At 43.1% G+C, this 20,325-nt stretch carries 19 protein-coding genes; 18 read left to right on the top strand and 1 reads right to left on the bottom strand.

All coding sequences use genetic code 11. From position 1 onward, the window contains the following. The first annotated feature begins 14 nt into the window (after positions 1-14). On the top strand, positions 15-1,292 hold the full coding sequence (tviB, locus tag B2Q61_RS15620) for a Vi polysaccharide biosynthesis UDP-N-acetylglucosamine C-6 dehydrogenase TviB (RefSeq protein ID WP_290617445.1): 1,278 nt from the start codon (positions 15-17) through the stop codon (positions 1,290-1,292). A 35-nt stretch (positions 1,293-1,327) separates the two neighbouring features. Here the strand turns inward: tviB and B2Q61_RS15615 are convergent, their stop codons facing one another. After that, entirely contained in the window at positions 1,328-2,020 is a 693-nt protein-coding gene (locus tag B2Q61_RS15615) for a transposase (protein WP_290617443.1), read from the bottom strand. Between the two features lie 152 nt (positions 2,021-2,172). Here B2Q61_RS15615 and rfbA (B2Q61_RS15610) point away from each other — a divergent pair, with 152 nt between their 5' ends. The 17 genes from rfbA (B2Q61_RS15610) (at position 2,173) to B2Q61_RS15530 (ending at position 20,325) form a co-directional block, all read left to right on the top strand. Continuing rightward, the gene (rfbA, locus tag B2Q61_RS15610; RefSeq protein ID WP_290617441.1) at positions 2,173-3,069 is read left to right on the top strand and encodes a glucose-1-phosphate thymidylyltransferase RfbA; all 897 of its coding nucleotides are present in this window, start codon (positions 2,173-2,175) and stop codon (positions 3,067-3,069) included. A 21-nt stretch (positions 3,070-3,090) separates the two neighbouring features. Further along, positions 3,091-3,666 carry a dTDP-4-dehydrorhamnose 3,5-epimerase gene (gene rfbC, locus B2Q61_RS15605; RefSeq protein ID WP_290617439.1) on the top strand — a complete coding sequence of 192 codons (576 nt, stop codon included), beginning with the start codon at positions 3,091-3,093 and terminating at the stop codon, positions 3,664-3,666. Continuing rightward, entirely contained in the window at positions 3,659-4,549 is an 891-nt protein-coding gene (gene rfbD / locus B2Q61_RS15600; RefSeq protein WP_290617437.1) for a dTDP-4-dehydrorhamnose reductase, read from the top strand. The genes rfbC and rfbD overlap by 8 nt, the downstream gene beginning before the upstream one ends. Positions 4,550-4,584: 35 nt before the next feature. Then, on the top strand, positions 4,585-5,613 hold the full coding sequence (rfbB, locus tag B2Q61_RS15595) for a dTDP-glucose 4,6-dehydratase (RefSeq protein WP_290617435.1): 1,029 nt from the start codon (positions 4,585-4,587) through the stop codon (positions 5,611-5,613). 79 nt (positions 5,614-5,692) lie between these two features. Continuing rightward, a complete protein-coding gene (locus tag B2Q61_RS15590; protein ID WP_290617433.1) occupies positions 5,693-7,036 on the top strand; it encodes a capsule assembly Wzi family protein in 1,344 nt (447 codons plus the stop codon). 1 nt (position 7,037) lies between these two features. After that, positions 7,038-7,571, top strand: a complete 534-nt coding sequence (gene rfaH / locus B2Q61_RS15585; protein WP_290617431.1) for a transcription/translation regulatory transformer protein RfaH — start codon at positions 7,038-7,040, stop codon at positions 7,569-7,571. Between the two features lie 206 nt (positions 7,572-7,777). Continuing rightward, the gene (locus tag B2Q61_RS15580) at positions 7,778-10,435 is read left to right on the top strand and encodes an SLBB domain-containing protein (protein WP_290617429.1); all 2,658 of its coding nucleotides are present in this window, start codon (positions 7,778-7,780) and stop codon (positions 10,433-10,435) included. 8 nt (positions 10,436-10,443) lie between these two features. Beyond that, entirely contained in the window at positions 10,444-11,400 is a 957-nt protein-coding gene (locus tag B2Q61_RS15575) for a Wzz/FepE/Etk N-terminal domain-containing protein (RefSeq protein ID WP_290617427.1), read from the top strand. Between the two features lie 58 nt (positions 11,401-11,458). After that, positions 11,459-12,529 (top strand): dTDP-glucose 4,6-dehydratase, encoded by a 1,071-nt coding sequence (gene rfbB, locus B2Q61_RS15570; RefSeq protein WP_349678767.1) that lies wholly within the window; start codon positions 11,459-11,461, stop codon positions 12,527-12,529. A 16-nt stretch (positions 12,530-12,545) separates the two neighbouring features. Then, positions 12,546-13,427, top strand: a complete 882-nt coding sequence (gene rfbA / locus B2Q61_RS15565; protein WP_290617425.1) for a glucose-1-phosphate thymidylyltransferase RfbA — start codon at positions 12,546-12,548, stop codon at positions 13,425-13,427. Further along, positions 13,424-13,825 carry a sugar 3,4-ketoisomerase gene (locus B2Q61_RS15560; RefSeq protein ID WP_290617423.1) on the top strand — a complete coding sequence of 134 codons (402 nt, stop codon included), beginning with the start codon at positions 13,424-13,426 and terminating at the stop codon, positions 13,823-13,825. Before rfbA (B2Q61_RS15565) ends, B2Q61_RS15560 begins: the two co-directional genes overlap by 4 nt. Continuing rightward, positions 13,822-14,283, top strand: a complete 462-nt coding sequence (locus B2Q61_RS15555) for an acyltransferase (RefSeq protein ID WP_290617421.1) — start codon at positions 13,822-13,824, stop codon at positions 14,281-14,283. The genes B2Q61_RS15560 and B2Q61_RS15555 overlap by 4 nt, the downstream gene beginning before the upstream one ends. Next, positions 14,280-15,398 (top strand): DegT/DnrJ/EryC1/StrS family aminotransferase, encoded by a 1,119-nt coding sequence (locus B2Q61_RS15550; protein ID WP_290617419.1) that lies wholly within the window; start codon positions 14,280-14,282, stop codon positions 15,396-15,398. Before B2Q61_RS15555 ends, B2Q61_RS15550 begins: the two co-directional genes overlap by 4 nt. 26 nt (positions 15,399-15,424) lie before the next feature. Then, positions 15,425-17,188, top strand: a complete 1,764-nt coding sequence (locus B2Q61_RS15545; RefSeq protein WP_290617417.1) for an ABC transporter ATP-binding protein — start codon at positions 15,425-15,427, stop codon at positions 17,186-17,188. Further along, positions 17,185-18,045 carry a hypothetical protein gene (locus tag B2Q61_RS15540; RefSeq protein ID WP_290617415.1) on the top strand — a complete coding sequence of 287 codons (861 nt, stop codon included), beginning with the start codon at positions 17,185-17,187 and terminating at the stop codon, positions 18,043-18,045. Before B2Q61_RS15545 ends, B2Q61_RS15540 begins: the two co-directional genes overlap by 4 nt. After that, complete coding sequence (locus B2Q61_RS15535) at positions 18,032-19,039, top strand: glycosyltransferase family A protein (protein WP_290617413.1); 1,008 nt, start codon at positions 18,032-18,034, stop codon at positions 19,037-19,039. Before B2Q61_RS15540 ends, B2Q61_RS15535 begins: the two co-directional genes overlap by 14 nt. Continuing rightward, positions 19,039-20,325, top strand: coding sequence for an O-antigen polymerase (locus B2Q61_RS15530; RefSeq protein WP_290617411.1), 1,287 nt, complete (start codon positions 19,039-19,041; stop codon positions 20,323-20,325). The genes B2Q61_RS15535 and B2Q61_RS15530 overlap by 1 nt, the downstream gene beginning before the upstream one ends.

The raw sequence follows: 20,325 nt of genomic DNA, 5'->3' as shown, positions 1-20,325 counted from the left end.
GCAAAAGGAAAGATATGACAGCGTTCAAAGATGCAAAACTGGCTATTATTGGTCTAGGTTATGTCGGCCTGCCACTGGCGGTAGAATTTGGAAAGCATTATCAGACTCTGGGTTTTGATATTAACCAGGCCCGGGTAGCCGAGTTGCAAAACGGTACCGATCACACGTTAGAAGTCAGCAGCGAAGAGCTGGCCAGTGCGTCTAAACTGCAGTTTAGCCATCAGCTGGATGAGTTAAAAACTGCCAATATTTATATTGTTACGGTACCCACACCTATCGACGAGCACCGCCGGCCCGATCTCACCCCATTAATAAAAGCGTCGGAAACCCTGGGCAAAGTGATAAGCCAGGGCGATATCGTAATTTACGAGTCTACGGTTTATCCAGGTGCGACCGAAGAAGATTGCATCCCGGTTATCGAGCGGGTATCTGGCCTGAAATACAATGTTGATTTTTATGCCGGTTACAGCCCCGAGCGAATTAACCCGGGTGACAAAGAGCATCGGGTTACGACCATTAAAAAAGTCACGTCCGGTTCAACACCGGCTATCGCAGCAACCGTCGATGCCTTATATGCCAGCATTATTACTGCCGGTACCTATATGGCCAGCAGTATCAGAGTAGCCGAAGCTGCCAAAGTCATTGAAAATACCCAGCGGGATCTCAACATTGCGTTAATCAATGAACTGGCCGTTATTTTCAATAAACTGGATATCGACACCGAAGAAGTATTGCTGGCGGCGGGCACCAAATGGAACTTCCTGCCATTTCGGCCAGGCTTGGTTGGTGGCCACTGTATCGGGGTAGACCCTTACTACTTAACCCATAAAGCACAATCAATAGGTTATCATCCAGAAGTGATACTGGCGGGGCGGCGCATTAACGACAGCATGGGCCGCTATGTGGTTAGTGAACTGGTCAAAGCCATGGTCAAAAAACGCATTCATGTCGCTGGTGCTAAAGTACTGCTGATGGGGCTAACCTTCAAAGAAAACTGCCCCGATATCCGCAACACCAAAGTGATTGATATTATCAGCGAACTAAAAGAATACGGTGTCACCGCCGATGTATACGATCCCTGGGTTGATAGCAAAGAGGCCGAGCATGAGTACGGCATTACGCCAATTGCCACGCCAGCTGCTGGCAGCTACGATGCCATTATCGTCGCCGTAGCCCATAAGCAGTTCCGCGCTATGGGCGCAACGGGCATCAAAGCCCTGGCGAAGCCTCAGCATATTTTATACGACCTGAAATACCTGCTCGATGCCGCCGACGCCGATTTAAGGCTATAACCAATCTCAAAAAAGGGTCAGAGTGAATAAATTATTCACTCTGACCCTTTTTCTGGCCTACCTTTTTTTCGCCTGCCAAAACGCATGTTGTACTTGGTAGTAAGGTATTGAATATAACTTTCATTTGCCAAAGGGTAACTGTGCTTTATAGCATCGCGGATCGACTCTAAGTCATGATCCGGCAAGCCACCCTCAAATAATGCTTGGTAATTTTCCAAACGTTTTTCTGACGTTTCAGCCAAATTTAAATAGACCTGATGCGGCGTGATAACCTTTATTTTTATACCTCTGGCGTTAGCATGATAACTTGACCAATGGTAATCAGCCGGGTGGGCCACCATTTTCGCCCGAACCGGATTTAACTCAATGTAACGCTGACACGTCAGAAAGTACTGATCAGTTTCAACCAGACTATCCTTAAAGCGCCCATCCCACAAGGTACCAACCCGATGATAACGTTTATTAAAATAGTGCACATAATCACGCCCCAGGTTCTGAATTACGTTTGAAATAACACCCTCTTTGCCTGCAGTCAGCAATAAATGAACATGATTGCTCATCAACACAAACGCGTGTAACTGCACCTGATACGCTGTCAGGTAAGTCTCTAATATCGATAGATAACAGGCTTTATCAATTTCATCATAAAAACAGTTGCAACGATTATGACCCCGCTGCACCACATGGTAGGGCATATTGGCTATCAGATACCGCTTTCTACGTGGCATATTAAAATTAAGTTAATTTAAGTTACATAAAAGATAGCAGTAAATTCGGCGGGGTAATAAAAAAGGGTCAGAGTAATTTTTAAAATCACTCTGACCCTTTTTAGTTTGGTAAGATGCCGGCTTTGTAGGGGCATTTCTGGTGTGGGGCGAGCATGGTCGTGGCTAGGGTACAAAACAGCGTTAAAGGTATAGTGTTAGCAGGCGGTACCGGCAGCCGTTTGCATCCGATCACACGCGGTGTATCTAAGCAATTGCTGCCGATTTACGATAAGCCGATGATCTACTATCCGATATCAGTGCTGATGTTGGCTGGGATCCGTGACATTCTGATCATTACCACTGCAGAGGATCAAGCCGCCTTTAAGCGCCTGCTGGGTGATGGCAGTGATTTTGGTGTCTGTTTTAGCTACTGCATCCAACCGTCGTCCGATGGTATCGCTCAGGCCTTTACGCTCGCTGAAGATTTTATCGCTGGCAGCGCCGTTTGTTTGGTTCTGGGAGACAATATTTTTGTCGGTCACGGCTTTAGCGCGTTATTGCAGCAGGCGAAAGCGGCTGTTCAGCAGGATAGGGCGACAATATTTGGTTACCGGGTCAGTAATCCCGAGCGCTACGGCGTAGCAGAGGTAGATAGCTCAGGTAAAGTGGTCTCGATAGCGGAAAAGCCTTCGCAACCTAAAAGCCACTATGCGGTAACCGGACTGTATTTTTATCCTGCCGATGTTGTTGCCAAAGCACGTTTGCTGACGCCATCTGCAAGAGGTGAACTTGAGATAACTGACTTAAATCAGCAGTATCTTATGCAGCAGCGCCTGGCATTAACCATGCTGGGCCGTGGTTTTGCCTGGCTAGATACCGGTACTCCCGAGAACCTGCAGGCAGCATCAGCCTATATTGAAGTTATCGAAAAGCGCCAGGGCTTAAAAGTGGCATGTTTAGAAGAAATAGCATTTGAGTCAGGTTATATCAACAAAGACAAATTAGCCGCGTTGGCTGCAGCAATAGATAATACTCAGTACGGCCAGTATTTGCTGCAGCTGCTTGAATAACAGGAAGCTATAATAACGTGTATGAAGATTAGCAAACTTAGCCTGGATGGCGCACTATTGCTGGAATATCAACCGCATCGCGACGAGCGTGGCGCGTTCTGTGAAATGTACCGGCAAGAACAACTGGATGAAGCCGCCGGCCAACCCGTGCGTTTTATCCAGGACAACGAAGCGGTTTCAAAAATAGGCGTAGTACGTGGGCTGCATTATCAGAAACCGCCATTTGCCCAAAGTAAGCTGGTCAGGGTAGTGCAAGGCGCTGTGCTGGATGTAATTATTGATATTCGCCATGGTAGCCCTACTTTTGGCCAGCATCTGCTTACCAAATTGTCTGCAGACAAACCGCAGCAGCTATTCGTCCCCCGCGGCTTTGCTCATGGTTATCTGACACTAAGCCCGCAAGCTTTGTTGCAATATAAAGTTGATAATTATTACAGCCCTGCCGATGACTGCGGTATTTACTATGCTGATCCAGCACTGGCCATTGATTGGTTATTACCCACTGCTCAGCTGCTGTTATCAGCAAAAGACCGCCAGCTTCCGCTACTAAGCGAATTACCCGTTCATTTTAGATATTCCGAAAATTTATATGACTGACCGGATCCTGGTTCTGGGCGCCTCAGGCCAGTTAGGACAAGCATTTCAGGCAGTGGTAACTTTGTTGCCACAACCTGTTCGTCAGTTGTTTTATTTTATCCCGCGCCATAAGCTGGATGTTACCGATAGCGCTGCGCTGAATCGCTGCCTTAAGCAGTATGCCCCAACAATCATCATTAATACCTGTGCGTTTACCGCGGTAGATAAGGCTGAGCAGCAAATAGCACTTGCCTGGCAGTTAAACGAGAAGTTGGTGGCTGAGCTCAGTGACTTCGCCAGAGCCAGCGGCGCAGCATTACTGCAGTTTAGTACCGACTATGTTTTTAACGGCCAGCAAACAAAACCCTATACCGAAACAGACATGCCGGCACCGCTTAATCAGTATGGTAAAAGCAAACTGGCCGGCGAACAGGCAATGCTCGATATCGCTCCAGCCGGATTAATATTGCGAACCAGCTGGCTGTATAGCGAATTTGGCCATAATTTTGTCCGCAGTATTGTTAATCAGATCGCTCAGGGCAAACCGTTGCAGGTGGTCAATGACCAAATAGGTAGCCCAACCTACGCTTGTCATCTGGCAGCCCTGTGTATTGAGCTGGTAACAGCAGCAAACTTTGCTGAACGCTTTGCCAAAACCAGGCTGCTGCACTGCGCGGGTCAGGGCCAGGCGAGCTGGTATCAACTGGCGCAGGAAATTGTCAGCCTAACCGGCAGCGATATCGCTGTCGCTGCAGTAAGCAGTAACCAGTGGCCCGCTCTGGCAAAGCGACCGGTGTACAGTGGGTTGTCCAGTGAGAAATTAACGCAACAACTTGGCCTTAGTATGCCGCCATGGCAACATAGCCTCGCCATCTGTCTGCAGAAAATGGGTCAGAGTGAATAAGTTATTCTTAAAAAAGGGTCAGAGTGAATAATTAAATGGGTCAGAGTGATTTTAGGGTAGTTATTACCGGAGGGGCGGGATTTATTGGCTGTGCGCTGGTTAACTTTTTGCTTGAGCATACGGAACATCAGTTGCTGGTGCTGGATAAGCTCACCTACGCGGCTAATTTAACCGCGGTCGAACGCTTCAACGCTGACCCCAGAGTGACGATGGTGCAGGGCGACATTTGCGACGCAAACCTGCTGCAAAATCTCTTTGCCAGCTTTGCACCCACAGCCATTATGCATCTGGCGGCAGAAACCCATGTAGATAACTCTATTAACGCACCGGCAACGTTTATTCAAACCAACGTAGTAGGTACGTACACCCTGCTTGAAGCTGCACGACACTATTGGCAAACGTTATCTGACGCCGGGCAGCAAGCATTCAGGTTTCACCATATTTCAACTGACGAAGTGTATGGCGATTTAGGCTCTGAAGATCCGCCATTTAACGAAACCACACCCTACGCGCCCAGCAGCCCCTATTCAGCCAGTAAGGCCAGCTCAGATCATCTGGTGCGGGCCTGGCATCGCACCTATGGCTTGCCGGTTGTTATCAGCAATTGCAGTAATAATTATGGTCCGGGCCAGCACCGTGAAAAACTGATCCCGAAAACGATTCACAATGCCCTAGCGGGCAAGCCAATACCTATTTATGGCAACGGCCAGCAAATCCGCGACTGGTTATATGTAGAAGATCACGCAGCTGCACTTTATCTGGTGCTTAATCATGGCCGAATTGGTGAGAGTTACAATATAGGCGGCTTGAATGAGACAACCAACCTGGCGCTGGTGCATAAACTGTGCGATATCTTAGATGAGCTGGCGCCAACAGGCTTTTGTAAATTAACCAAAGGCCAGAGTTACCGCCAATTTATGCGTTTTGTAGCCGACCGGCCGGGGCATGACCAACGCTATGCTATTAATTGCAATAAATTACATGCTGAACTTGGCTGGCAGCCGACTGAGAGTTTACACAGCGGTTTAGTAAAAACCGTACAGGCATACTGCCTCCAAAGCTAATTGCTTGTCACAATAATAGCGGTCTGCTACCATCCACGCCGTTTCTAAAGGCTTTCAGCGCACAGGATGTCATCTATCAATGCGGATACCAGGTTATTTTTTTGCAGTATGTTTCAGTGCAGTGGCCTTTATCAGTCAGGCGGCTCCCTGGGTTGATACCGAGGACAGGTATTTACGCAGCAGTTTAAAAATTCTGGCAGACGGTGGCTATCTGCATGCACCCATTAATACCTACCCGTTAATGTGGCAGCCGCTGCTGAGCGACTTAGCCAACATTAATACCGCCAGCATGAACGACAGTCAATTGTTTGCGTATTTGCGGGTAGTGTCAGCAGCCGATTTTGCCAGACAGCCCACAGTTAAGTCGTTCAGTGTTGCGACCAGCAGCGACGCTATCGACAGTAACGGCTTTGGCCGCCACTACCAGCATCAGGCTGAAGTGAATTTCAGCACCGAGTTTATTGGTAAAAACTGGGCCGTGGGAATTAATAAACAGTTTGCAACAGACAACCACTATGACAACGGCTATCAGGCCAATAGTAGCTGGGATGGCAGCTATGCCGCCTATACTGTGGGTAATTGGGTATTAAGTGCCGCGCAGCAGCAGCTGTGGTGGGGGCCGGGTTACGATAGTAGTGCTAACTTCAGTAATAACGGTCGGCCACTAAAGGCACTGCAACTAAGCCGTTTAAATAGTAGTGAGCCGTTGTTAGCCATGCTGGAACCTCTGGGTGCGGTTAATATGCAACTGGTTCTGGCCGAGCAACCCGGCAGCGCCCTGCTGCGCCATGCCAAGGTGGTGGCTGCCAGAGTAAATATTAAACCATACAGTCAGCTCGAATTTGGTATTAGTGGCTCACAGCTGCATACCGTAAATAATGTTGTGCCGGCGCAGCAGCAATTCAGCCCGGTTTACCAGTTTCCTGATAGCAGAATAACTAGTTTCAGTATCGACAGCCGCTATAGCATAAACCCCAATCTGGCTGCCTATGGCGAGCTAACTCAGAATAATAGCTCGCTGGGATGGTTAGCTGGCAGCGAGTATTTAATTGCTAATTCAACGGTTCAGGCGATGCTGGTAGCGGAATATAAATATAATGCGGATGATATGCAGCAGTGGCAAAGCCTGCAACACAATAATATTTTTGGTCAGGCTGCTACACGCTGGTTAACCGGGCTGGAATTACATTATCGGGATGGCAGTAGCTTTTATGCCAATCTCAGTCAGGCCAGTTATAGTGAAAACACGGCGTTAGTGTCTGAGATACCATTAACTAAACGCAGCCAGTTGGCTGCCGGTTATCAAACACCCTTTTTTGATGGTTTACTTACCATCGACGCTCAGTTAAACCGTGATACCCTAAGTGCAGCTGAAGCTGAATTTACTCAGGGTGTTGGCATACGCTGGGAGCGGCGCTGGTAACATGGTTGCTGGTAATTTGAAACAAAACTGCTGGTATTTACTGTACTGTAAGCCGCGGCAAGAACAACGGGCGCAACAGCATCTGGCTAATCAGGGGTTCAGCAGCTTTGTGCCGGTGCTTACGGTTAATAAGCTCAAAGCCGGCAAGCAGGTTAAAGTTACCGAGCCGATGTTTCCGCGTTACTTGTTTCTGCAAATAAGCAGCGAACAACTTAATCTCAGCACTATTCGCAGTACCCGCGGTGTCACTGATTTTGTCCGGTTTGGTCAGCAACTGGCTCAGGTGCCGAACTCTCTTATTACCACATTAAGCCAGCAGCAAATGGCGCAGCAGCAACAGGAAGATCAGAACCAGCCGTTTAAACCCGGTGATGAACTTACCGTGCTTAATGGCCCGTTCAGCGGTATTCAGGCAGTGTATCAGCTGGCCGATGGTGATAAGCGCAGTATCGTGTTACTTAACCTGTTGGGGCAGTGGGTAAAAACCGCCATGGATAACCAGCAGATAAGCAAAAGCCAGCCAGATAAGAGTTAATGGCAGTCAATAACTGTTAATAGTGTTCGATTAATGTCGCTTAAAAAGGTAGAATTCCGCAACTTTTTAAGCGTCATCAGACAAGTCGTCGTGTCATCAGCCTTTAGGGTGCTGTAACCTAATGGCGGTAGCGTGTCTGAAGCTAAACCAGTAATAAGCAGCGCCGCTGCTGTTAATGAAATACTTATTAAAAACGGAGTTTCCGGGTGCTTAGATTTGTCCAACTTAGTTTTCTGGCTTTAACCTTAGGGTTAACCACTGCTATGGCTTCCGCTCAGGCGATCTCGCCGGCAATGATAGAGCAGTTTCAAAAACTGCCGCGGGCAGAGCAGGAACGTTTAGCCAAACAATATGGATACGATTTGCCGAGCATGGCTGGCACAGCCAACCAAGCAAATACCAGTGAGTCTGAGCCGGTTAAACCGTTGGAGCAGCAATTGCGCCAGCCAGACCGTGAAGGGCAGGCTGAACGCAACTCACTCGATCGCAATACAAAACCTGACAATCAATTAGAACGTTTTGGTTTAAAGCTGTTTAACAGTGAAGTCAGTACCTTTGCCCCTGTTACCAATGTACCAGTGCCAGACAGTTACATTTTAGGCCCGGATGACAGCCTGGAATTGCAGTTGTTTGGTAAAGAGAACACCAGTTATGAATTAACGGTTAATCGTGACGGCAGTATCAGCTTGCCGGAAATTGGCACCGTTAATGTCAGCGGCTTACGCTTTAATGAAGCGCGCCAGCTGATTGTCGAGCGGGTGCAAAACGCAAAAATTGGTGTCAACGCAACGGTTAGCATGGGCCAGTTGCGTACTATTAATATTATTATCGCCGGTGAAGCGAAGCAGCCCGGTGCTTATGCGGTATCTGCGATGACTACCGTTACCCAGGCCCTCTTTGTGGCCGGCGGTGTATCCGATATCGGCAGCTTGCGGCACATCAAAGTGAACCGCGGTGGTAAAACCCTGGCTAACGTTGATTTGTATGAATTATTACTAAAAGGCAATGCCATCACCGATGTCAATCTGCAGCATGGCGACGTGGTATTTGTCGAACCGGTTAAAGCATTAGTTGAAGTAAAAGGTGAAGTGCAACGGCCGGCAATTTATGAGCTTAAAGGTAATGAAACCCTGGCCGATGTGTTGCAAATGGCTGGCGGCAGCAAAGCCGGTGCTTATCCACGCAATGCGGTATTACAACGTTTTAATAAAGACAATATGCGCGATTTATTAAGCTTGAACCTGACCAGTTCAGCTGATGCTGCTACTCCGGCTAAAAATGGCGATGTATTAACTATCGCCGCTACCTCCCCCCGGGTTGAAAACAGCATTACCGTCGCCGGGGCCGTGATCCGCCCCGGCCAGTTTGCCTGGCAGCCGGGATTAAAGGTGGCAGATGTATTACCCACCTTATGGTCTGGTGTGCATATGGTAGCCGATTTAGATTACGCCCTTATTGTCCGGGAGCGCAGTAACGCCGGTGATATCGAGGTTATTCAGTTTAATTTAGGTCAGGCAATAACCGAGCCGGCTAGCGCCAGTAACTTAACCTTGCAGGCGCGCGATATGCTTTTAGTGTTTCCGCATGGCGATGGCAGTTATCAGCGTAAGCACCTATTTACTGAGCTGGAAAAACTTACCGTGCAAAGTATCGATGAGCCGGCAGCGCTGGTATTACAAGAAACCGACTTTGGTTTTTTCACCGTCGAACAGGCCCAGCAAATTGAATATCATCTTAACCGGGTTAAACAGCAGTATATGTTCGACAGCCGCTTGTTGCCTTACACGGCGCACTTAACCCGTACTGAGTTATTGGTGCCTGTTATGACCAAACTGGAGCAACAGGCACGGTATAACTTGCAGCCACAAATTGTTAATGTGGCCGGCAATGTTAAAGTAGCAGGCAGCTATCCACTGACTAAAAATGGCAGGGTAAGTGATTTAATCATCGCTGCCGGCGGCTTGGCGCAATCGGCGTTTGCTAACCGGGCAGAGCTTACCCGCGCAGAATATAATGAAACGCTTAGTGCGGTTGAAACAAGTCATATCGCGCTGAATCTTAATGCGGTTTTCTCTGGTGATTACAACCCTGAGCTGACCAGTCGTGACACATTAACCGTATTTGAAACGCCAGACTGGAATTTTACCCGTAGCATAAGTTTGCGCGGTGAAGTGCGTTTTCCGGGTGTCTATACTATTCAGCAAAACGAAAGCCTGGCCGACGTTATAGAGCGCGCTGGCGGCTTAACAGCTAACGCCTTTAGCCGGGGTGCGGTATTTACCCGGGAAGTTATTCAGGAAACTGAAAGCCAGCAAATGGCAAAGCTGATTAGTCAGCTACGGGCTGATATTGCGGCTAAAGCCCTTACTGCCGAAGGACCAGCATTGCCGGTAGCTGATGCAAGCGCAATGCTTAGCGAGTTAGAGCAACAAAAGCCGGTTGGCAGGTTGGTAATTGACTTAGACAGCATAATTGCCGGCAATCCGCATCACAGTATCCGGGTGCAGGATGGTGATATGTTATCTATTCCACGTATTAATAATACCGTAGCCATTCTTGGTGAGGTGCAGCATCCCAGTAGCCATCGCTTCGACCCGGCAATGTCCCTTAATGATTACTTGAAACTTGCTGGTGGTTTGCGTAAGCGTGCCGACGAAGAGCGTGTCTATGTTATTCGCGCCGATGGTTCAGTGGTGGTGCCGCAAAGTAGCTGGTTTGCCGTGTCCAGCACCCGTTTGCAGCCGGGAGATACCATTATTGCACCGCTGGATACCGAATATAAAGACAGCTTAAGCATGTGGGCCGAGGTTACTCAAATTTTCTATCAAACCGCAGTCGCCATTGCCGCGCTTAATTCGTTCTAAGGGTTTCTATGACTGAACAAGTATTACCACAGCAGCAAGCTGCTGACGATGAAATCGATTTGCGCGAGCTGTTCCGGGCCATTTGGCAAGGTAAATGGATTATTATCGCCACCACCTTTGTATTTGCCGTAGCAGCGGTGTTTTATGCACTCAGCTTACCCAATATTTATAAAAGTGAGGCATTGCTGGCACCGGTATCTGAAGATGCCGGCCTTAAAATTCCAGGCCAGTTAGGCGGATTAGCCGCGCTAGCGGGGGTTAATCTTGGAGGTGGCGGTGCTGATAAAACGGGCCTTGCAATTGAAATTTTAAAGTCACGTGATTTCATAGGTCGGTTTATTGAAAAACATGATTTATATCTTCCGGTTATGGCTGCTGAAGGCTGGAGCAGGAATGAGAACAGTCTGGTTATTGACCCGGAAATCTATAACACTGAGACTAAAGAATGGGTTCGTGAGGTCAATGCACCGTTTCAGCCTAAGCCAAGTGTGCTAGAGACATTTGATGAATTTAAAAAGTTATTCTCAGTCTCACAAGATAAAACGACCGGCATGGTTAAAGTTACTATGGAACATTATTCCCCTTATCTCGCAAAGATATGGGTAGATAAGTTAGTTAAAACAATAAACGATGAGATGCGTAGTCGTGAGTTAATTGAAGCTAAAAAAAGTATTGACTACTTAACTGACCAAATCAATCAGACTAACATCGCTGATGTACGTACCATGCTCTTTTCTTTAATTGAAGAGCAAACCAAAACTTTGATGTTGGCTAATGTAAGAGATGAGTACATTTTTAAAACAATTGATCCTGCTGTGGTGGCAGAGAGAAAGTCTAAGCCCAGAAGATCTTTAGTGGTATTTTCTATGACCATATTGGGCTTTTTCTTATCAATTTTAATAGTTTTTCTGATTCGGTTATTTTTTAGCAAAAAATATGTACATACCCATAGTGATAAGGTTTAACAAATATTTATTGCATTTGAATCAAAGTAATTTTTTAATTTTTAGAACAGGCTAACTGATGAAGATAATGGTTACAGGTGGTGCAGGCTTTATAGGGTCGGCTGTCGTTCGCCACATTATTGATGATACCGCAGACAGAGTGGTTAATGTAGACAAACTTACATACGCAGGCAATCTTAATTCAGTAGCTGCTGTAAGCGGAAGTGAGCGCTATACTTTCGAACAGGCCGATGTTTGCGACGCTGAAGCGATGCAGGTGCTATTTACAAAACATCAACCAGATGCCGTAATGCATTTAGCGGCTGAAAGCCATGTTGACCGCTCAATTGATGGGCCGGCAGCCTTTATCGAAACAAACATTGTTGGTACTTACACATTACTGGAAGCTGCACGTAACTATTGGAATGATTTACCATCAGCACGTAAAACTGCGTTTCGATTTCACCATATTTCGACCGACGAAGTATATGGTGATTTACATGGCACCGATGACTTCTTCACCGAAAACACACCTTACGCACCTAGCAGCCCCTATTCAGCTAGTAAAGCCAGTAGTGATCATTTAGTCCGTGCCTGGCATCGTACTTATGGCCTGCCGGTTGTAGTAACCAACTGCTCGAATAACTACGGCCCGTGCCATTTCCCTGAAAAGTTGATACCGCTGATCATTTTAAATGCTTTAGCCGGTAAGCCATTACCAGTGTACGGTAAAGGAAATCAAATCCGTGACTGGCTATATGTTGAAGATCATGCCCAGGCTTTATACAGGGTAGTAACCGAAGGTAAAGTAGGTGAAACCTATAACATCGGTGGCCACAATGAAAAACAGAATTTAGACGTCGTTAAAACCATCTGCTCCATTTTGGAAGAACTTGCTCCTATTAAAAACACATCTCTCAATATTCAAAACTACGAAAGCCTTATTACTTTCGTGCAGGATCGCCCAGGCCATGACTTACGTTATGCAATCGATGCCAGTAAGATAGAACGCGAATTAGGCTGGAAGCCTGCAGAAACTTTTGAGACCGGCCTGCGTAAAACTGTGCAGTGGTATCTGGATAATAGAGCCTGGTGGCAGGCGGTGTTGGATAGTAGTTATCAGTTGGAACGGTTAGGACAAAGTAGTTAATGTTAAAGGACAAACTATGAAAGGTATTATTTTAGCCGGAGGTTCAGGTACCCGTTTATACCCGATTACTATGGGGGTCTCTAAACAGCTATTACCTATTTATGACAAGCCAATGATTTATTACCCCATATCTGTTCTGATGTTGGCGGGTATTCGTGATATTTTAATTATCACTACACCAGAAGATCAGGCTGCCTTTCAACGTTTACTTAAAGATGGTCGCCAGTTCGGTATTAATCTGACTTATGCAGTACAAGCAAGTCCGGACGGCTTGGCTCAAGCTTTTATCATAGGTGAAGAGTTTATCGGCGAAGACGATGTATGCCTGGTTTTAGGCGACAATATTTATTACGGCCAGGGTTTTACACCAAAACTTATAGAGGCGGTTAGAAAAGCGAAAGACGGCAAGGGTGCGACGGTTTTTGGTTACCAGGTAAAAGATCCGGAACGTTTTGGTGTGGTAGAATTTGATGCTGATAAGAAAGCCATTTCTATTGAGGAAAAGCCGAAAAAGCCAAAATCTCACTTCGCAGTAACCGGCCTGTATTTCTATGATAACCGTGTTATTGATATTGCGAAGCAAGTAGAGCCTAGCGATCGAGGAGAGTTAGAAATAACTTGCATAAATAACGCATACCTGGCGTTAAACGATCTCAATGTAGAGCTGCTTGGTCGTGGTTTTGCCTGGCTCGATACAGGTACTCACGAAAGTTTATTAGAAGCTGCACAATTTGTTGAAACGCTTGAAAAACGACAAGGTTATAAAGTTGCTTGCCTGGAAGAGATTGCCTATAACCGCGGCTGGCTAAGCAAAGAGCAGTTGATGGAGGCTGGAAAATTAATGTGTAAAAATAGCTATGGGCAATATTTACTTGAAGTTGCGAAAGGAAAGTTATGAGTCTTGTTAAATGGGTAGAACTTCAGCAACGGGGTGACGAACGAGGTTACCTAACCATAATAGAAGCTAGGAAAAATATTCCTTTCGATATAAAGCGTATCTATTTTTTAACTTCGCTCTCTTCTGATATGCCACGTGGCTTTCATGCTCACCATCAGCTTGAACAACTAGCTGTTTGTGTTGCGGGTAGCTGTGAGGTTTTATTAGACAACGGGTATAAAAAGGAAAGGGTGAAATTACAAGGGCCTGACCGGGCACTTAGAATAGAGCCTAAGGTTTGGCACGAAATGTATGGCTTTAGTAAGGATTGTGTTTTTCTTGTTGTTGCGAGCGAAGTGTACGATGAAGCAGACTATATTCGCGATTATCAGTTGTTTTTAGAACAGGTTAAATCATGAGTTTTATTCATAAACTTGCCGATGTTGCCGATTGCAATATCGGTGAGGGCACAAAAATTTGGCAGTTTGTTGTAATACTCACCGGTGCCACTATAGGTAAAGATAGTAATATTTGTGCGCAGTGTTTAATTGAAGGTGATGTGGTTATTGGTGACAACGTTACAGTTAAGTCTGGAGTGCAGTTATGGGACGGTACTCGAATTGGTAACAATGTTTTTATTGGTCCAAATGTTACTTTCACTAACGATCTATTCCCTAGATCAAAAGAATACCCAGAAAACTTTACTGGTATAAAGGTAAATGATTTTGCAAGTATTGGTGCGAATTCAACAATACTGCCCGGTGTAACTATAGGTGAGTCAGCTATGATAGGCGCTGGCTCCGTTGTAACTAAAGATGTTCCAGCTAAAGCGGTAGTAGTTGGAAATCCCGCAAAAATTATCAGGTTTTTAGAATGATCCCATTTTTAGGTTTAAAGCAGGTAAACTCAGTTTATCGTGAAGAAATGATAGCCGCTGCTACCCGTGTAATCGATTCAGGTTGGTACATTCAGGGTGAAGAGGTTAAAGAATTCGAACGAAATTTTGCAGACTATTGTGGTGCTAGGCACTGTATTGGTGTAGCAAATGGACTGGATGCACTAATTCTAGTCTTTCGTGCCTGGAAAGAACTAGGTAAGCTAAAAGACGGTGATGAAATAATTGTCCCGGCAAATACCTATATAGCCAGCATTCTCGCCATCACTGAAAATAGGTTAAAACCAGTCTTGGTCGAGCCCGATCCTCTAACTTTCAATATTTGTCCTGATAATATTCGTTCAGCGATCACTGACAAAACAAAAGCTATTCTTGCTGTGCACTTGTATGGTCAGTTAGCTGACATGCCTGCAATTATGTCTATTGCAACAGATCATAATCTGCTGGTGTTAGAGGATTCTGCTCAAGCGCATGGTGCAGAAGTAGAAGGCAAAAAAGCCGGCAACTGGGGGCATGCCTCAGGGTTTAGCTTTTATCCGGGAAAGAATCTGGGAGCATTGGGTGATGCTGGCGCCGTAACGACCAACGACGACGAATTGGCGATCACTGTTCGTGCCCTGGCAAACTACGGCAGCCACAAAAAATACGAAAACCTGTATCAAGGTGTCAACAGCCGCTTAGATGAAATGCAAGCAGCTTTACTGAGAGTGAAACTAAAGTACTTAAATATTGAGATGCAGCGTCGTCGGGAGATTGCAATCGCTTATGCGAACGGTATAAATAACTCGGCAATTTGTTTACCGATAGATGTTGATCTCACTGTGGAGAACTTAAGTCATCATGTTTTTCATCTTTTTGTAGTCAGGACTAAGAACCGTCTGGCGTTACAGCAACATTTGTTGGAGTCAGGAATTCAAACGGTTATTCACTATCCAATCCCCCCGCACAAGCAACAAGCGTATCGAAGTTTAGCAAATTTAGATTTGCCAATTACTACTGATATTCATAACGAGGTACTTAGTTTACCGATTAGCCCTGTTATGTCTGCTGAAGATGTATTAATGGTTATAAAATGTGTAAATAATTTCAAATGTTAAATCTAATAAAAAATCTGATTCAGGTAATGACGCCTGAACAAAGGAAAAAGTTGTATGTACTGCAAGTGCTAGTAATTATTTCGGCAATATTCGAAGTTTTATCTGTGCTTTCTATTGGCCCATTTATGGCCATTGTTGGTAATATTGACTTGGTAGAGTCAAATTTAATAATTAACAAGTTGTACATTATTTCAGGAGCAACTAATAATATTGAATTTTTATTTTATGTAGGGCTAGGCGTACTTGTACTGATGTTTTCAGCTGCTATAACGTCTATAGTGACAATCTGGAAGTTGTCAATGTATGCTGCGAATGTAGGTTCAGAGTTTGGAGACCGGCTTTATGAACATTACATTCGGATGGACTATCAACATTATACAACCATCAATAGCGCTAACCTCGTAAAGAAAATTGCGACAGAAGTAAACCGTGTAACCGACAATGTTTTGCAGCCGCTTGTCCAAATAAATGCAAGATTAGCAACCATTCTTTTTATATCTATTTTTGTTTTTATATACAATCCAATGGTTGCGATAGTCGGTGTAACAGTATTGTGCGTCGCATATTTTATCCTTTTCTCGATAGTGAAAAATAGACTGGCAGTTAATGGTAAATTAATAAGTGAATATTCCAGAAAGCGATTCACATTGATGAATGAAGGGTTCGGCGCAATAAAAGAGCTGCAAATACTTGGAAGAGAGCATTATTTTATTAGAGAATTTGAGAAAAGCGGTAAAGTTTTCGCAGCCTCATATGGTTCAAGCAATAGTTTATATAATATGCCTCGATACTTTATGGAGTTCGTAGTATATAGTTCAATGGTTGCTTTAATTTTGTTGCTTTTAAAAACGTATGATTCTGATTTGTCTTCTGTTTTGCCAATACTGGGTGTTTTTGGTATAGCTGCGTTTAAGTTGCTTCCGTCTTTTCAGCAGGTATACAGCGGTGCCGCACAATTGAGAAGTAACATATCTGCATTTAGATCTCTTGAAGACGATTTGCGAAACGCAAACACAGGAAAAGATAAACCTATTGAGTCTTTCTCAGATGATAAATTAGTTGGTTCTTTAAAGCTTGAAAATATATCTTTTAGATATAAAGGCAGTGAAAATAATACGTTAGATAATATATCTTTAGAAATTCCTCTTAAATCCACTATTGGCATCGTCGGCCCCTCTGGTTCAGGAAAATCAACTTTACTTGATATTCTTATAGGTTCGTTGTCGATTGATTCTGGGAAGTTATTAATTGGTGATAGTGAATTAAACAAACATAACTTAAGACTTTGGAGGAACGGTATAGGCTACGTGTCACAAATGTCTTTAATTAAAGATGGAACTATAAGTGAAAATATCGCATTTGGTTTGAAAACATCAGATATTGACATGGTTCAGTTGCGCAGTGCAACAGACATGGCTCAACTTACTGACTGGATAATGTCTCTCCCTGAAGGTTTCGATACAAAAGTTGGAGAAAAGGGCGTACAGATATCAGGTGGTCAGCGCCAGAGAATAGCTATAGCGAGAGCTCTATATAATAACGCTGATTATCTATTTTTTGATGAAGCAACCAGTGCGCTTGATGGCGTAACGGAAGAGCAGATCATGCAGTCAATTGCTAATATGGCAGGGCTTAAAACGATTGTAATGATAGCCCATCGATTTAACACAATACGCAATTGTGATCAAATATATTACATTGAAGCCGGTAAAGTTGTTGCTTTTGGTACCTATAATCAACTGATATCTCAAAATGACAAATTTAAAAAAATGGCTGGCGGTAAATTATGAACGCGACTAATAAAACTGTTTTGAACTCAGATTTAACAGTTGTTGTATGTACTTGTGATTCATATTCTGATGTTTTATCACTTTTCTTTGCTGCTTTTTATGATTATTGGCCTTCCTGTCCTTATCCCATTGTGATTAATACTGAGAAAAAAACTGATTATAAATTTCCAGTAAAAGTAAGTAATTATGAACCTGGTGTTCATAATTCCTGGGGCCACAGATTGTTAACAGCGCTTTCAGTTGTCGAAACAGATTATGTTTTACTGACTTTTGATGATTTCATTCTTGAAAAGCATGTCAGCAATCTAAAGATCGGGCAGCTAATTGACGTAATGAAAGCTCATCCTGAAATAGCTTCAATTTATCTTGTTGACACAAATGTAGAACCAACTTCGGTTTCTAGTTTTGATGATTGCATTGTAGAATTGAAGGATTATAGTGATTACAGGTTAAACTCTTCACCTGCAATATGGAGGAAAGCTGACCTTATTAAATACACCGGAGTAAATGATAATCCATGGGCTTGGGAGCTTTTTGGTAGCTACAGGACGTTTGGTGACGGCAAACGTTTTTTTTCAGTAAAGAGCGGAAGCCCTGATATATATCCTTACAATTATAGTAAAGGTGGTGCTATTTATAGAGGGAGATGGGTAAAATCTGTAGTGACTGATAAATTAGCTAAATACCAGTTGGATATTGATACAGCTGAGAGGGGTTTCTCGGAAGACGCTATTGATGAGTCTCGTAGCCTGATGTGGAAGTTACAATTTTTATATACCGGTTATAAGATGGTAGGATTTAAATCTTTACGGGTATTTTACTCTTACTTTAAGGCAAAGTTTAATGCGCGAAAGTAATGGAAAATTTGCATTTTTTGTTCTGGTTTTTAATCACGAGCACTACATTATTGAACATCTTGAAAGTATAAAGTACTTAATAGAAAACCATGGGGCTAATATAACTTTTGATATTGTCATCAACGATGACTGTTCTCGGGATTCAAGCAAACTTCTTATAGACAGATGGCTTGAGAGTAACTCTACATTATTTAGAAATGTTGATAAATTATACAATCCGGAGAATATTGGCACTTGTAAAAGCATTGTCAATATGATTAAAGTTCTTCGAAGTGATGTTGACAGTTTTAAAATGACTGCTGGTGATGACATTTATTCTTTTGAAAATATCTTTGCGCACGCATTTAGTTTTAACTCCTCGTCTATTGTGTCCGGGGTTCCTCTGCATTTTTCCGACAGAAAACTCTATCTTAATTTAAGTGAGTTTTATGGGATGGTTTCCAGTCAGTATTGTTACGAAGGCAGGCCTTTACTGCAAAGGTTTAAATATTTAAGTGTTAATAATGCGCCGAATATAATTTATAAAAAAGAGCTAATGGTTTCTAATCATGTTTTGAACTTTTTAAGTGAATATGATGTAGTTGAAGACTGGCCAATACAAATAGCCATTTCTGAAGTGTCGCCAGATTCTGATTTTAAATTAGTTAACAAGGTTTTTGTTTATTACAGAAGAACTTCAGGCTCTGTGTATATAGTTGCGAATAAAAGATTCGTGCAAGATAAGTTAAATATTTATAATTATCTTATATCTAGTTCTAATAGTTATTTCGAAAAGTTGGTTTTGATAAATCGAGCATGGCTTTTTAATTTATCAAATCGGTATCTAAATAAGATTTTTAACCTTTCTTTTTACATATTTTCTATCAGATCTTTATTTAACTTGAAAAATATTTTTTTATACAGAAAAAATTTTTCTCCGGATATTTCTCTACATAATTCGCATCTTGACAAAATCAAGAGGCGTGCTGACGACTTTATGTCTGGGCCAGGCTGATGTTGTCAAAGAAATTTATACCACTTTTTGTTGTTGAGTTTTATTTGATTTCAACGCTTCTAATATTTTTCTTTGGTCCCCTGAGTTTTAAAGTACATAATTTTGAAGTTTTCGTTATTTTGATGTTGTTGTATCATGTGTCTTTCATTGTTGGTTACTATCTGGCGAGTGTTGGTTATAGCAAAGATGTTTGTCGTCTTAATTTTTCATTTGATAATTTAAGGTTTTACTTTATTTTTGCTTTTGCAACTCTGGCGTGTCTCATAACTTATAAAAATGTAATGTTGGGAACATCGTTAATCCCTGTTGATATTTTTGCGCAGGTAGCAAGAGGTATAAGCTCTCCTGCTGAGGTATACATAGAAAGGCTAGAGATAATAAATTCTGGACTTTATAGTACATCTAGGCTTATCAACGTTACTTCAGTTTTTTTTATGTTCTTTAAATTTCTTTTTATTTTTTACGCGATTTACTTTTGGAAATATCTAAGTTTAGTTAAAAAGGTTTTGTTTTTTATCTATTGCTTTCTGTTCGTGTCTCCATCTCTAGCCGGTGGTATTAACAGTATTTTATTTTACTTTATTATTTTCAGTTTTGTTTCTCTTTTTTTTGTTAAGTTAATGCGTGGCGAAGTCAGAATGCTTCGTGTTTTAGTGATGTTATTTTTTGTTCTTCTCATACCAGTAGGTTTTTTCGGTTATATAATGTCCCTTAGGGGAGGCGGCTTTGAGTTTTTTAATAATATATCACCACTAGGTGATATATCTATTAATATTCTAACTCCTGCTCTTGATTCATTTTACGGTTTTTACTTATATTCGTTGGTCTGGATATCTTCATATTTGGTACAGGGATATTACGGTTTTTCTCTGGCCCTTGGCCAAGATTGGATATGGACGTATGGCTTTGGTAGCTCCCACTTTCTACAGAACCAACTTTTGATAATTTTCGGTATTGATGTATCAGATTTAACATTTCAGGCGAGAGTTTCATCATTTTGGGATGAGAAGGCTATGTGGCATAGTTTTTATGGTCAAGTGGCTAATGATGTTAGTTTTGTAGGTGTGTCGTTGGTGATGTTTTTATTTGGGTTCTTACTTTCTAGAGTTTGGTGCTCAATTATTTATCAAAAGAGTTTTTACGGTTCTGCTTTGATGCCATTGCTTGTTATTTTTTTCATATTTATTCCTGCAAATAATCAGGTTTTTGGTTTTATCGATACAATCTCGTATTTTTTTGCAATGCTTATTTTATGGTTTTTTGAAGATAAAAGGATTAGGGTGTAA

It is taken from the genome of Arsukibacterium sp. UBA5043, assembly GCA_002415085.1.
Lineage (GTDB): Bacteria > Pseudomonadota > Gammaproteobacteria > Enterobacterales > Alteromonadaceae > Alishewanella.
The sequence above is the reverse complement of the archived record's forward strand: the minus strand, read 5'-3'. Positions and strand labels throughout refer to the sequence as shown.

What these genes read in the sequence shown, in the direction of transcription:
- B2Q61_RS15590 (WP_290617433.1), top strand. Translation starts at nt 5,693, where the DNA reads ATGCGGATACCAGGTTATTTTTTTGCAGTATGTTTCAGTGCAGTGGCC.
- rfbA (WP_290617441.1), top strand. Translation starts at nt 2,173, where the DNA reads ATGGTCGTGGCTAGGGTACAAAACAGCGTTAAAGGTATAGTGTTAGCA.
- B2Q61_RS15615 (WP_290617443.1), bottom strand. Translation starts at nt 2,020, where the DNA reads ATGCCACGTAGAAAGCGGTATCTGATAGCCAATATGCCCTACCATGTG.
- rfbB (WP_290617435.1), top strand. Translation starts at nt 4,585, where the DNA reads ATGGGTCAGAGTGATTTTAGGGTAGTTATTACCGGAGGGGCGGGATTT.
- B2Q61_RS15535 (WP_290617413.1), top strand. Translation starts at nt 18,032, where the DNA reads ATGCGCGAAAGTAATGGAAAATTTGCATTTTTTGTTCTGGTTTTTAAT.
- B2Q61_RS15560 (WP_290617423.1), top strand. Translation starts at nt 13,424, where the DNA reads ATGAGTCTTGTTAAATGGGTAGAACTTCAGCAACGGGGTGACGAACGA.
- B2Q61_RS15555 (WP_290617421.1), top strand. Translation starts at nt 13,822, where the DNA reads ATGAGTTTTATTCATAAACTTGCCGATGTTGCCGATTGCAATATCGGT.
- rfbD (WP_290617437.1), top strand. Translation starts at nt 3,659, where the DNA reads ATGACTGACCGGATCCTGGTTCTGGGCGCCTCAGGCCAGTTAGGACAA.
- B2Q61_RS15545 (WP_290617417.1), top strand. Translation starts at nt 15,425, where the DNA reads ATGACGCCTGAACAAAGGAAAAAGTTGTATGTACTGCAAGTGCTAGTA.
- B2Q61_RS15530 (WP_290617411.1), top strand. Translation starts at nt 19,039, where the DNA reads ATGTTGTCAAAGAAATTTATACCACTTTTTGTTGTTGAGTTTTATTTG.
- rfaH (WP_290617431.1), top strand. Translation starts at nt 7,038, where the DNA reads ATGGTTGCTGGTAATTTGAAACAAAACTGCTGGTATTTACTGTACTGT.
- rfbB (WP_349678767.1), top strand. Translation starts at nt 11,459, where the DNA reads ATGAAGATAATGGTTACAGGTGGTGCAGGCTTTATAGGGTCGGCTGTC.
- B2Q61_RS15550 (WP_290617419.1), top strand. Translation starts at nt 14,280, where the DNA reads ATGATCCCATTTTTAGGTTTAAAGCAGGTAAACTCAGTTTATCGTGAA.
- tviB (WP_290617445.1), top strand. Translation starts at nt 15, where the DNA reads ATGACAGCGTTCAAAGATGCAAAACTGGCTATTATTGGTCTAGGTTAT.
- rfbC (WP_290617439.1), top strand. Translation starts at nt 3,091, where the DNA reads ATGAAGATTAGCAAACTTAGCCTGGATGGCGCACTATTGCTGGAATAT.
- rfbA (WP_290617425.1), top strand. Translation starts at nt 12,546, where the DNA reads ATGAAAGGTATTATTTTAGCCGGAGGTTCAGGTACCCGTTTATACCCG.
- B2Q61_RS15575 (WP_290617427.1), top strand. Translation starts at nt 10,444, where the DNA reads ATGACTGAACAAGTATTACCACAGCAGCAAGCTGCTGACGATGAAATC.
- B2Q61_RS15540 (WP_290617415.1), top strand. Translation starts at nt 17,185, where the DNA reads ATGAACGCGACTAATAAAACTGTTTTGAACTCAGATTTAACAGTTGTT.